At 50.6% G+C, this 12977-nt stretch carries 7 protein-coding genes, 11 tRNA genes, 1 rRNA gene and 1 pseudogene; 19 read left to right on the top strand and 1 reads right to left on the bottom strand.

Going from position 1 to position 12977, the window contains the following annotated elements; translation table 11 throughout:
• The 19 genes from rrf to glmS form a co-directional block, all read left to right on the top strand.
• Positions 1 to 107: ribosomal RNA gene (rrf, locus tag M891_RS0121285) — 5S ribosomal RNA — on the top strand; the annotation flags it as partial.
• Positions 108 to 112: 5 nt separating this feature from the next.
• Positions 113 to 188: transfer RNA gene (locus M891_RS0121280), tRNA-Asn, on the top strand.
• A gap of 3 nt (positions 189 to 191) precedes the next feature.
• Positions 192 to 264: transfer RNA gene (locus tag M891_RS0121275), tRNA-Thr, on the top strand.
• Between the two features lie 11 nt (positions 265 to 275).
• A tRNA-Glu gene (locus M891_RS0121270) sits at positions 276 to 350 on the top strand.
• Between the two features lie 29 nt (positions 351 to 379).
• A tRNA-Val gene (locus tag M891_RS0121265) sits at positions 380 to 455 on the top strand.
• 7 nt (positions 456 to 462) lie between these two features.
• Positions 463 to 537: transfer RNA gene (locus M891_RS0121260), tRNA-Gln, on the top strand.
• Positions 538 to 550: 13 nt separating this feature from the next.
• Positions 551 to 626: transfer RNA gene (locus tag M891_RS0121255), tRNA-Lys, on the top strand.
• Between the two features lie 9 nt (positions 627 to 635).
• Positions 636 to 719 (top strand) — tRNA-Leu (locus M891_RS0121250).
• Positions 720 to 726: 7 nt separating this feature from the next.
• A tRNA-Gly gene (locus M891_RS0121245) sits at positions 727 to 801 on the top strand.
• A 9-nt stretch (positions 802 to 810) separates the two neighbouring features.
• Positions 811 to 887, top strand: a tRNA-Arg gene (locus tag M891_RS0121240).
• A 30-nt stretch (positions 888 to 917) separates the two neighbouring features.
• Positions 918 to 994: transfer RNA gene (locus M891_RS0121235), tRNA-Pro, on the top strand.
• Positions 995 to 1006: 12 nt separating this feature from the next.
• A tRNA-Gly gene (locus tag M891_RS0121230) sits at positions 1007 to 1080 on the top strand.
• Between the two features lie 336 nt (positions 1081 to 1416).
• Positions 1417 to 4218 carry a phosphoenolpyruvate carboxylase gene (gene ppc / locus M891_RS0121225; RefSeq protein ID WP_028540193.1) on the top strand — a complete coding sequence of 934 codons (2802 nt, stop codon included), beginning with the start codon at positions 1417 to 1419 and terminating at the stop codon, positions 4216 to 4218.
• 272 nt (positions 4219 to 4490) lie between these two features.
• A complete protein-coding gene (gene sigW / locus M891_RS0121220) occupies positions 4491 to 5066 on the top strand; it encodes an RNA polymerase sigma factor SigW (RefSeq protein ID WP_016310735.1) in 576 nt (191 codons plus the stop codon).
• 143 nt (positions 5067 to 5209) lie between these two features.
• Positions 5210 to 5830 (top strand): zf-HC2 domain-containing protein, encoded by a 621-nt coding sequence (locus tag M891_RS0121215; protein WP_028540191.1) that lies wholly within the window; start codon positions 5210 to 5212, stop codon positions 5828 to 5830.
• 253 nt (positions 5831 to 6083) lie between these two features.
• Positions 6084 to 6914 (top strand): diadenylate cyclase CdaA, encoded by an 831-nt coding sequence (cdaA, locus tag M891_RS0121210; protein ID WP_016310737.1) that lies wholly within the window; start codon positions 6084 to 6086, stop codon positions 6912 to 6914.
• Entirely contained in the window at positions 6907 to 8289 is a 1383-nt protein-coding gene (locus M891_RS0121205; RefSeq protein ID WP_028540190.1) for a CdaR family protein, read from the top strand. The genes cdaA and M891_RS0121205 overlap by 8 nt, the downstream gene beginning before the upstream one ends.
• Before the next feature lie 99 nt (positions 8290 to 8388).
• The gene (gene glmM / locus M891_RS0121200; protein ID WP_028540189.1) at positions 8389 to 9729 is read left to right on the top strand and encodes a phosphoglucosamine mutase; all 1341 of its coding nucleotides are present in this window, start codon (positions 8389 to 8391) and stop codon (positions 9727 to 9729) included.
• 995 nt (positions 9730 to 10724) lie between these two features.
• Positions 10725 to 12557, top strand: a complete 1833-nt coding sequence (gene glmS, locus M891_RS0121185) for a glutamine--fructose-6-phosphate transaminase (isomerizing) (protein ID WP_028540187.1) — start codon at positions 10725 to 10727, stop codon at positions 12555 to 12557.
• A 255-nt stretch (positions 12558 to 12812) separates the two neighbouring features.
• Here the strand turns inward: glmS and M891_RS25940 are convergent.
• A pseudogene (locus tag M891_RS25940) lies at positions 12813 to 12977 on the bottom strand (transposase); the annotation flags it as partial.

Here is a 12977-nt window from a genome sequence, read left to right as displayed (position 1 = left end):
ATAGCGGAGGGGTTCCACTCGTTCCCATCCCGAACACGACCGTTAAGCCCTCCAGCGCCGATGGTACTTGGACCGAAGGGTCCTGGGAGAGTAGGACGCTGCCAAGCAATGTTCCCCGATAGCTCAGTCGGTAGAGCACTCGACTGTTAATCGAGTTGTCACAGGTTCGAGTCCTGTTCGGGGAGCCATAAGCTCTCATAGCTCAGTAGGTAGAGTGCATCCATGGTAAGGATGAGGTCACCGGTTCGATCCCGGTTGAGAGCTTCTCTACATATGGCCCGTTGGTCAAGGGGTTAAGACACCTCCCTTTCACGGAGGTAACAGGGGTTCGAATCCCCTACGGGTCACCATCTTCTTTCTTAAGTAGTCCCAGATATATGGAGGCTTAGCTCAGCTGGGAGAGCATCTGCCTTACAAGCAGAGGGTCGGGGGTTCGATCCCCTCAGCCTCCACCATAAATATTGGGGATTAGCCAAGCGGTAAGGCAACGGACTTTGACTCCGTCATGCATAGGTTCGAATCCTATATCCCCAGCCATCTTTCTTAGTAAGAGCCATTAGCTCAGTTGGTAGAGCACCTGACTTTTAATCAGGGTGTCGAAGGTTCGAGTCCTTCATGGCTCACCAGTTTTCCTTGCGCGTGTGGCGGAATTGGCAGACGCACTAGACTTAGGATCTAGCGTCTTTGACGTGGGGGTTCAAGTCCCTCCACGCGCACCATCTATGCGCGGACGTGGCTCAGCGGTAGAGCATCGCCTTGCCAAGGCGAGGGTCGCGGGTTCGATTCCCGTCGTCCGCTCCATCTTAATACGCGCCCTTAGCTCAGCTGGATAGAGCGTTTGACTACGAATCAAAAGGTCAGGAGTTCGAATCTCTTAGGGCGCGCCACTTTTTCAATTTCATATTTCACCTTAATGACGGGATGTAGCTCAGCTTGGTAGAGCACCTGGTTTGGGACCAGGGGGTCGCATGTTCGAATCGTGTCATCCCGACCATCTCTTTAAGGTGCGGGTGTAGTTCAATGGTAGAACTCCAGCCTTCCAAGCTGGTAGCGTGGGTTCGATTCCCATCACCCGCTCCATACATAACAGCAACATCATCGGATAAGATGATGTTTTTTGTTATAATCTTATCCTTATTACCATTGCGGCCTTCCTCTGGGTATAAAAGTTTTCTATCAACCTGTTATACCCTTGCGTTTTACTGCTTTACCGTGTTAAGGTAAGTAAAGTTGCAAAACGGAATCGAATCTACAGTCATGGTGTCCAAGAATTTCTTACAAATTAAGTGAAGATTTTCAGGGCAGTTTGTTGTATGATGTTAGGAAACGCGTGGCGCACGTCATTAGGTCTAACCGACAAAGATCATGACCATGCTGAATAGAGTATGCAGCATTGGGATGAAAAGGGGGAGAAACATGACAGAGTTAACGGTTACCGCAGGTAGAGGCAACTCGAATAACCTGCTTCGGCGCGACATTCGTTTTTTGGGCAATATTCTAGGAGAGGTCCTGGTGCATCAGGGCGGCAATGAGCTCTTGGATATTGTCGAGAAGATACGTGAAGCCAGTAAATCCCTGCGGGCTGTATTTTTACCGGAGTTACATGAAGAGTTTAAGGGAATGATCAATTCTTTAGAACCCGGCATCCGTCATCAGGTGATCCGTGCATTTGCGATCTATTTTCAATTAGTCAATATCGCGGAGCAGAACCACCGCATTCGCCGGAAACGCGATTATGAGCGTTCTGCGGGGGAAGAGGTTCAGAGCGGTACGATCGAGGCTGCTGTCCGCGATTTAAAGGAACAGGGCTTTAGTTATAGTGAAGCTCAGGAACTCCTAAGCGGCATGTCTCTGGAGCTGGTCATGACTGCCCATCCAACGGAAGCGATGCGCCGTGCGATTCTGGACATCCACAAACGGATCGCTGACGATGTCATGCAGTTGGATAACCCTACGCTGACCTTCCGCGAACGGGAGCAGTTGCGGGAGAAGCTGCTTAACGAGGTCATTACCCTTTGGCAGACCGATGAACTGCGTGATCGTAAACCTACAGTGCTGGATGAGGTGCGAAATGGGATGTACTATTTCCACGAAACCTTATTCCACGTGCTGCCTGAGGTTTATCAAGAACTGGAACGCTGCCTGACGAAGTACTATCCAGAGCATTATTGGCACGTTCCAACGTACTTGCGCTTCGGTTCTTGGATCGGTGGTGACCGGGACGGGAATCCTTCGGTAACCTCTGACGTGACCTGGGAGACGCTGCGGATGCAACGTAAACTGGCGGTGCGCGAATATCAGCGGATTTTGTCCGATTTGTTCAAGCATCTTAGCTTCAGCACCTCGATTGTGGACGTTACGGACGAGCTGATGGCTTCCATTCAGCGGGATCGCCTGCAGGTGACGTTGCGCAAAACGCCGCAATGGAATAACGAGAAAGAACCTTACCGCGTTAAGCTGACGTATATGACGGAGAAGCTGCACAATGTTCTGGACGATAACACCAAGGATACGCCAGAGCGTTATCCTAACGTAGAGGCTTTTATCCAGGATTTGAAGATCATCGACCGCAGCTTGCGTCATCACTACGCAGACTATGTCGCAGATACGCATATTAAGAAGCTGATTCGTCAAGCGGAGTTGTTTGGCTTCCATACCGCGACGCTGGATATCCGTCAGCACAGTAAAGAGCATGAGAACGCCATGACGGAAATTTTGGCGAAAATGAATATTGTGGAGAATTATGCCGAACTGGAGGAGCAAGAGAAGATTCAACTCCTGGAACGGTTGTTAAACGACCCGCGTCCATTAACTTCTCCATATCAGGATTATTCGGAAAGCACAAAAGAATGTCTAGATGTATATCGTACGGTGTATCTGGCACAAAAAGAATACGGCACACAGTGTATCACCAGTTACCTGATTAGTATGACAGAGGCGGCCAGCGATATCCTCGAGGTCATGGTCTTCTCGAAAGAAGTAGGCTTGTTCCGTAAGGAAGCGGACGGCACCGTCGTCTGTACGCTTCAATCGGTTCCGCTGTTTGAAACGATTGACGATCTGCATGCCGCACCAGGCATTATGCGGCAGTTGTTCAGCATGCCGATTTACCGTGAGTCGGTGGCGGCGATGAACGATCTTCAGGAGATTATGCTCGGCTACTCCGATAGTAATAAAGACGGCGGCGTAGTTACAGCCAACTGGGAGCTACGCGTTGCCTTGAAGCAAATTACGGCGGCGGCCAATGAGTTTGGCGTGAAGCTGAAATTTTTCCACGGTCGTGGGGGCGCGCTGGGTCGTGGCGGTATGCCGCTTAACCGCAGCATCCTCGTGCAACCGCCGGAAACCATCGGCGGCGGTATCAAGATCACGGAGCAAGGCGAAGTGATTTCGTCACGCTACTCCTTGCGTGGTATTGCGTACCGCAGCTTGGAGCAAGCGACTTCGGCGCTGATCACCGCAGCGATTCAAGCGAAGCTGCATCAAGACCAAGGACCAAGCGCAGAAGAACAACGCTGGGAAGAGATCATGAGCGGGATTTCCGAGACATCGCTTCATAAATATCAGGACCTGGTCTTCCGCGATCCGGATTTCTTGAAGTTCTTCCGTGAGTCTACGCCATTGGTTGAGGTGGGTGAGCTGAATATCGGCTCCCGTCCATCCAAGCGGAAGAACAGTGATCGGTTTGAGGATTTGCGGGCGATCCCTTGGGTATTTGCCTGGACGCAAAGCCGGTATTTGTTCCCGGCTTGGTATGCAGCTGGAACCGGCCTATATCATTTCTATCAAAATAATGAAGAAAACCTCAAGGTTCTTCAGGATATGTATCAGAACTTCTCGTTCTTCCGTACGGTGATCGATACCTTGCAATTTGCGTTGAGTAAAGCAGACCTCGTCATCGCGAAGGAATACGCCCAAATGTGCAAGGATGATACTGTGAGAGAGCGGATCCTGGGGAAAATTGAAGAGGAATTCCATTTGACGCGGGAAATGGTGCTGAAGATTTGCGGAATTTCAGAAATCTTTGACAATCTCCCAGGCCTGCAAGAATCGATCCGTTTACGTAATCCTTATGTGGATCCCCTGAGCTATTTACAGGTGCAGTTGTTAACGGAATTGCGGTCTGCGCGTGAACAAGGGCAGGATGATGCTGAACTGTTACGTGAAGTGCTGCTTACGATTAACGGGATTGCTGCTGGACTCCGGAATACGGGCTGATCCTTTATTGGTCCATATAGCCATGCTAAGCCAGACCTTCTTAAAGAAGGTCCGGCTTTTTTGCTGTTGACTTAGCTGGATGTATTGCATTTTGGGATAAGTTGCTTTAACATTTGAATGAAGTGCCGACGACTGGAAGTACCCTTTCAAGGATGCAATGGTCAGGATTCGGATCGAGAACGACCTCTTGCATTTGCCTTAGCCAAAGGGACGAATAGCCGGACAGGCAGGGTACAAGTACCTGAGCCCTTCCAACCGATTTGGGGGAAAATATGGTGGTGGAACATTTCGATGCAAGACTGGTGAAGCTGGCCCGGAAAGGGGACCAGGGAGCCTTCGCTGAACTTGTTGATTTATATAAGGATAAGCTATATCATCTCGGATACCGGATGCTGTCTAACCGGCACGAAGCAGAAGATGTTGTGCAGGAGACGTTCTTAAGGGTACATAAAAACTGGAACCGCTACGACGATAAACAGAAGTTCTCAACCTGGATTTACCGGATTGCGACGAACTTGTGTATTGACCGACTGCGTAAGCGGAAACCAAGTTATTACCTGGACGCAGAGATGAACGATCAGGATGGCTTGGATGGATACACTCTGATTCCTGGGGATGAACGGACACCGGAAACGGAATACTTGCTGTCCGAAACGCAGCAAACGATTCATCAAGCGATCGAAGGCTTGCCTGCTAAATATAAGTCGGTGATCGTGCTCCGTTATTTGCAGGAACTTTCTCTGCAAGAAATCAGCGAAGTTTTGGATATGCCGGTGACTACGGTGAAGACGCGGGTTCACCGCGGACGCGAATTTTTGCGTAAAAAGCTGGAGCATAAAATGCTCTAAAATATGGGCTGTGCCTGGGGAATTATTTTTTGAAACGAATTCTGTACCATTACGTATTGTAAGGTAGGATGTAGGACGACTATGATCTTAGCCGTGCCTTCCGCATTTCGCATAGATTGATACTACTGAAAGGATTGGCTGATATGGAATGCAAACATGCCTCATCTATGATGCATGATTACCTGGACGGCGAATTAAGCCGCGACCAAGCCGAACGGCTGAAGCAGCATCTCGACGAGTGTCCGGATTGCCTCAAGGAATTCAGGGAATTGGAACGGACCGAAATGATGTTGTTTGCCACCATCAAGCAACATAGCAACATCTCGGCTCCGGACGAACTGGTGAACCGGATCATCAGTCAGATTCCAAGTCAACCCAAACAGCAGGCCTGGATCAAGTGGATCAAACGCCATCCGGCGTTGACCGCGGCGGCCATGTTCTTGCTGGTGATGTTGTTCAGCGCGGTATCGATTTGGGATAGCGACGATCAGCTGGTCGTAAAAGGAGCGGGCCTGGATCAAGTCATCATTCAAGGCGATACGGTCACGGTTCCAAGTGACGCTGTCATTGCCGGGAACTTGACCATTGAGAACGGGAAAGCCGAAATCTATGGTGAAGTTCAAGGCAACCTCACCGTGATTGATGGCTCCTATTACCAAGCCTCCACGGCGCATATTTCAGGCGAAGTGAAACAGATCGATCAAGCGCTGGACTGGATCTGGTACCGGATCATCAATACGTTTACGGAAGTCGCCTATAGGTGATTGTATGGCGATATGGAATGTTTTGGGCGCCTTTCCTTTGGGAAACGGCGCTTTTTTATTTTTGTATCTATAGGTAAAATTTAGTAAGCGTTACGAAATGAACCTATTTTTGCTGGGCGCTTGCATCTGACATGTGAACGTTATAACCTAGTATTTAGGGGAAACTTAAAGAGACAGGCGTGAATGAAGCTGTACATATTGGTTCCTTGTTGGCGGGCCAAACGTCCGCAAGGATCTTTCCGGGGGTCGCAGCATGAACTATTTTATGAATTTGACTTGGCAGGATACCATTAAGGATGTCATCGATATCCTGATTGTTACCTATATAATATATCACATGATTTTGCTTGTCCGCGGAACGCGGGCTGTTCAGCTGCTCAAGGGGATTTTGGTTCTGGTGTTTATTTGGGCCGTCAGTACCTGGTTCGACTTGTATACGCTGAAATGGCTGATGAACCAAATGTTTACGTTTGGCGTGCTGGCGATCTTCATTATTTTCCAACCGGAGCTTCGACGGGCACTGGAGCAGCTTGGCCGAGGCAAGCTGTTTGGGCGGAACAGCGCGGACGAGGAAGAGTTTGGCAAGCAGATCGGTGAGATTATTAAAGCCGTCAATTATTTATCGCGCAGAAAGATTGGGGCTCTTATCGTGTTTGAACGCGATACGGGGTTAAATGAATATACCGAATCGGGAATTCCGATGCAGTCGATCATTTCTTCACAGCTGTTGATCAATATCTTTATCCCCAATACCCCGCTCCATGATGGAGCCGTGATTATTCAAGGCCAACGGATCTCTGCGGCTGCTTGTTATTTGCCGTTGTCGGAGAATCCATTCATCAGTAAGGAGTTGGGTACAAGACACCGGGCAGCGATCGGAATTAGTGAGGTCGGCGATGCGGTCTCGATCGTTGTGTCCGAGGAGACGGGGCAAATTTCACTTGCGATCGACGGACAGGTCGTCCGAGACATTAACGAGGAGTCGTTGATTTCCAAGCTGTATGCGGAATTAGGTCCGAATTCGCGCACCAAAGACAAGCGCAGCCCGTTCCGAAGACGGAAGGAGGCCGGCAAAAATGGATAAATGGCTGACTCACAACAATTTTGCTAAGGTCCTTGCGCTAGTGTTTAGTATCATGTTGTGGGCGATGGTTCATTTGGACAGCGGAACTCCCGTAGACTCCACCACCTTGGCGCAGTCGCGTTATATCGACAATGTCAAAATCGAAGTGACCGGGTTTGACGAGGACAAGTACGTTTTATACGATCTGGATCCCAGCACCGTGCGTATGGAAGTGAAGGGGAAACGGATCGATTTGACGACGAATTTCTCAGATTATAAGGCGAGGCTAAATTTGGAAAATCTGGGACCAGGGACATTTACCCTACCTCTAACCCATGAGCTTCCTCCTGGAGTCCAACTGGTCTCCATGGAACCTTCTATCGTGAAGGTGACGATTGAAGCGAAGGAAACCCGGACGATTCCTGTGACCATCGTCACGAAGGGGGAACCGGCCGACGGATTAGTACTTGGGACGCCTATTGTTGCCGGGAGCGGCACCGTTGATGTGACCCTGCCTGCGAGTGAGGCGCAAGAGCTGAGTAAAGTCGAGGGTACGGTGGATGTGACGGGATTGAAGGAATCCGTTAAAGGCAAAAGCGTCAAACTGACAGCATATGATAAGCAAGGGATACCTATGGAGAATGCGAAGATATCGCCTAGTTCCGTGGATGTAGATATCCCCATCAATAAGCTATACAAAAATGTACCCATCGAAATACGTAAAACCGGACAATTACCATCCGGATATATCTTAACTGATATAGAGGTTGATGTAGAGGGCGTCGTTCTATACGGTACAAAGGAAGCGTTGGAGGGTATATCCTCCTATCCGCTGACGGTCGATCTGAGCCGTTATAACGGTTCGAATGAGACTAAATACGTGGTGGACTTGACTCCTCCGGAAGGTTTTGAGAAAATCGAGCCGAGCTCTGCCACGATCACATTGCATGTGATGCCCGGGGGACAGAAGCAGTTGGACGACATTCCAATCACGTTGAAAAATGTCGGATCCATGTACGATGTCAAATGGATTCGGCCAACGGAACCAAACTTGAGTCTGAACGTGATTGGGGCCAGCGCGGCGTTGGACGCGCTCCAACCGGAGAACATTCAGTTGACCGCTGATCTCGCACATCTGGGGGCGGGGACACATACGGTCCCGATTGAGATTCATTTACCTGAGGGCGTGGCGTTGGCCGACCCGAACATTTCCTTGTCCGTGGACGTGGAGCTGACGGAGAAAGGCAGCCCAACCTCCGGTGTTCCTGTGGAGCAACCAAACCCGTCAGACGGTACACAAAGTCCATCCGGTAATGGATCTTCGCATGGATCGCCACCTCATCAGGAGGATGGGGGCAATGCGACAGAGGACGAGACCTCAGGGAACGGCACGTGACATAAACATAAGCAGACAACGACGATGATAGACCGGTCAGACGCCTTCTGGGAGATGAGAGAACGGTGCGGCACTGGCAAATATTGAAGGAGTGAAATCATGGGGAAGTATTTTGGAACGGATGGCGTAAGAGGAATTGCGAATAAAGAATTGACAGCAGAATTGGCGTACCAGATCGGTCGCTGCGGCGGTTACGTGCTTGCAGGCCAGGTACCTAAGCCGAAGGTTGTCATTGGTATGGACACGCGTATTTCCGGCGTGATGCTGGAATCTGCGTTGGTGGCGGGGTTGTTGTCGATTGGCGCCGATGTGATTCGGCTTGGCGTCGTGACGACACCTGCGGTTGCTTATCTCACCCGCTTGCTTAAAGCGGACGCAGGCGTCATGATTTCCGCATCCCACAATCCGGTAGAGGATAACGGGATCAAGTTCTTTGGCAGTGACGGCTTTAAGTTGTCGGATGAAACGGAGCTTAAGATCGAAGAACTGCTCGACAAAGCGGTCGACGAGTTGCCGCGGCCAATTGGCGGCGACTTGGGAACCGTGACGGTGGACAATGATTCGAAGCTGAAGTACCTCGAACATTTGAAGACGACGATCAGCTCCTCGTTTAAAGGGCTGAAGGTGGTGCTGGACTGCGCCAACGGAGCGGCCTATGAGCTGGCACCAAGACTGTTCCGTGAGCTTGGAGCTGAAGTGCATACGCTGGCAGCTGAGCCGAACGGGCTGAATATTAACGATCACTGCGGATCTACGCATCCGGAACGGCTGAAGGAAGAAGTCGTTCGACTTGGCGCGCATGTTGGTCTTGCTTTCGACGGCGATGCGGACCGGTTGATTGCGATTGACGAGTTAGGCCAAGAAGTGGATGGCGACTACATCCTGTGCATCTGCGGGGATGCGATGAATAAAGCCGGTAAGCTGAAAGACAGCACGGTTGTCTCGACCGTAATGAGCAATTTTGGCTTCTACAAAGCGGCTAAGAAATTGGGGCTGGCTACCCAGCAAACCGCGGTCGGGGACCGCTATGTTATGGCGGAAATGCTGCGCGGCGGCTACAATCTGGGCGGTGAGCAGTCCGGTCATGTGATTTTCCTGGACTACAATACAACCGGGGATGGCATTTTGACGGCGATTCAGCTGGTCGATACGATGCTGGCTTCCGGCAAGCCGCTGAGCGAGCTGAAGAAGGTCATGAAGCAATATCCGCAGGTGCTGGTGAACGTTCGCGTACAAGATAAGAGCAAGTTCGCGGGGAACGCGGTGATTGCTGAAGCGATTGCGGAAGTAGAGCAAGAGTTGGGCGATAACGGGCGTGTGCTGGTTCGGCCGTCGGGTACGGAATCGCTGATCCGTGTTATGGCGGAAGGGCCGGAGAAAGCGGAGCTGGAGAAGCTGGTTGCGCAAATTGTAGAGGTTGTAGAGAAACAGTTGGTGTAACGATCGGATTATTTAACTCATGGATCTATAGGACGTTGAGAACCGCCGGACGGGTGAGGATGCCTGTCTGGCGGTTTTTGTTAGGGAGAGGGTGTCTGTTGGACTCTTTTTTGATGATTATCCCTTTGCATCAGATCGGGAAGGTGACAGGCAACTGCAAATTAAGGGCATTCACTGCCTCCTTCGGTGCGTATTCTCCCAGAGCAAATCGCCCTGACCTGACTGAGGGGGATAATGGTGTAAAGAAGTGTGCGGAGGGGGATGAAGGTCACAAGGGGGGAAGGGGGATAACTCGATGGAAAAAGGGACGTGTCGTTTTTTCTAGGCCATTAGGGTAAAAAGCACGGTTCGACGAATCAGGACAAGATGATCATTGCCAAATCGTGTGAAGGTGCATATAATTAAGCATATTCGAGCAAAGAAAGTGAGGGTAGTAAGGTTTACCGGTTATTAAGCGCCAGAACTTCATTGTGCGCGTTTCGTTTGGACGGATGAGGAAAGCGGCGTGATCAAGGGAACGTTGTTTGAGAGGCAGGGGCGGAAGGCTGGCCTGCAGCGACAACGGTAAGCCTTGAGGCGTGATATCGGTTCAAGCGAACGGCAAAGCGAAGTTGACGAGGTGGAGGTGTTCGGAATGTTCGGCGGGGGCCTCCCGGTGCTGCATCGCACCGTAACCGTATCGGCAAAAGGAAGGGGCGACCTTTCCCACAAACCGTGCGGGCAGATGGATAATCACATTCATAGATCGTTCATGAATGTACGTAAGCAAGTGACGCGGAAAGAGCCGCGGTAGACGGAGCAATCTGGACATTCGTGAAAAAATGAATGAAAATTGTGTAACGTTAGAGTGATGATCAATCTGGTGAGGATTGATTGGATATATTTTTTTACAATTGAATAGTTCTGTCTCGGTGTACCGCGAAAGGCTTCTTCCGTGCTTCATTTCTTACGGCCAAAAAACCATCTTGTAAGAATGAAACGGAGGATAAATGATTATGTGTGGTATTGTTGGATACATTGGGAATCGGGATACGCAGTCGGTGTTGCTTGAAGGCTTAAAGAAGCTGGAGTATCGCGGGTACGACTCTGCAGGTATTGCTGTATTTACGTCGGATGGTCTGAAGATTGCAAAATCGCTCGGCCGTCTGGCAAACCTGGAATCCAAACTGGAGGATGCACCACTTAAGGGTTCGGCCGGGATTGGTCATACCCGCTGGGCAACGCACGGCAAACCGTCTGACGTGAATTCTCATCCGCATACCGACCATACCCAGAAATTTTCGGTCGTGCATAACGGGATTGTCGAAAACTATCTGGAATTGAAGGAAGAACTGATCAGCCAAGGGTATGTCTTTGTGTCTGAAACGGATACGGAGGTCATTTCCCATCTGGTTGCTCGCGAGTATCAAGGCGATATCGTGAAGGCGGTTCAGAAGGCAATTAGTTACATGCGCGGCGCTTTTGCCCTTGGGGTGCTGACAGAGTACGAACCTGACAAACTGGTGGCTGTGCGTCAAGCTAGCCCGTTGATTATTGGTCTTGGCGAAGGCGAGAACTTTATCGGCTCCGACATCCCTGCGTTGTTGAATTATACGCGGAACGTTTATATTTTGAACGATGGCGAGATGGCGGTACTGACCAAGGATTCTGTCGAACTGATGACCATTGAAGGGAATTTTATTTCTCGGGAAATGATTCGTGTCGATTGGGACGCTGTCACCGCAGAAAAAGGCGGGTTCGATCATTTCATGCTGAAGGAAATCCACGAGCAGCCGAAGGCTTACCGGGACACGATGCTGGGTCGGATCGACGAAAGTGGACGCAAAGTCGTGTTGCCTGGCTTGAAACTGACGGACGAGAAGATCCGCAGCCTGAGAGCGATTCATATCGTTGCTTGCGGTACGGCATATAACGCCGGTCTGGTCGGCGGGTCAGCGATTGAGCAACTTGTACGCATTCCGGTGATGACCGATGTCGCTTCGGAGTATCGTTATCGCTCGCCGTTGATTACCCCAGATACGCTCGTGATCGTTGTCAGCCAATCGGGCGAAACGGCCGATACGTTGGCTGCACTGCGTGAAGCGCAAGCGAACGGTGCTCACGTGCTGGCGATCACCAACGTGGTTGGCAGCTCGATTGCCCGCGATGCGGACGACGTCATCGCTACGCTGGCTGGTCCAGAAATCGCCGTCGCTTCGACGAAGGCGTATACGTCCCAGTTGATTGCCTTCTACCTGCTTGCTCTGTACATGGCTCAGGTTCGTGGTACGCAAAGCGAAGATCAAGTAGCTCATGTAATTGCGGCCATGCAGTCGCTGCCAGAGCAAGTGGAAAGCATGCTGGCTCAAGCCGATGTGGTGAAGGCTTATGCAGAGCAGATCGCGAGCAATGAGCATCTGTTCTTCATCGGTCGCGGTCTCGACTATTCCGTCGTGCAGGAAGGTTCGCTGAAGTTGAAGGAAATTTCCTATATTCACTCTGAAGCGTATGCTGCCGGCGAGTTGAAGCACGGTACCCTGGCACTGATTGAAGAAGGCGTTCCAGTAATCGCGCTGGCAACTCAGGAATCGGTGCTGGAGAAAACCGTCAGCAATATCAAGGAAGTCAAAGCGCGCGGCGCAGAAGTTATGGCCATCACCCACGAGGAGCATGTGCCTGACCTGCTGAAGTCGGTGGACCAAGCGCTGTCCATTCCGAAGACGTTGCCGCTGCTGACACCAGCGCTGTCCGTTGTACCGCTCCAATTGCTCGCTTACTACGCTTCCCTGGCTCGCGGTAATGACGTCGACAAGCCACGGAACTTGGCGAAGAGCGTGACGGTGGAGTAAGAGGGATTTAAGATTGGTGTTATCTAACTGGTGAAATAAATGTATGGAACCAGTAAAAAAGTGCGGAACTTCTAAAACAGTCCCGATGATGCCGTTAGGTCATCGGGACTTCATTATTATGTGAGTGTTTTGCATAATTCCGTTTCAGAGAAGAAGCGATAGCATATTCACTGTCGTTAAGGGGTAATTTTCGAAAATGGTATTATATGGATGAAGAAAAGGGCAGACTTGCAGAATTTTAGAACAGCTCGTTTTTTAAGCGGCAGCCCGTTTTGAATGATGAGAAACGGCGAGCGCAGATGCAAGCAGAACAATGGCATTCAAATACTGGTGAGTTGTGACTTTCTGAATGCCCCGGACATGTGCGGCGTCTGCCGTCAAATAGGTTTTCAATCGGGAGTTGCAGCGTTCTACGCTGGT

The sequence above is a fragment of the Paenibacillus sp. J14 genome (assembly GCF_000518465.1).
Lineage (GTDB): Bacteria > Bacillota > Bacilli > Paenibacillales > Paenibacillaceae > Fontibacillus > Fontibacillus barengoltzii.
The sequence above is the reverse complement of the archived record's forward strand: the minus strand, read 5'-3'. Positions and strand labels throughout refer to the sequence as shown.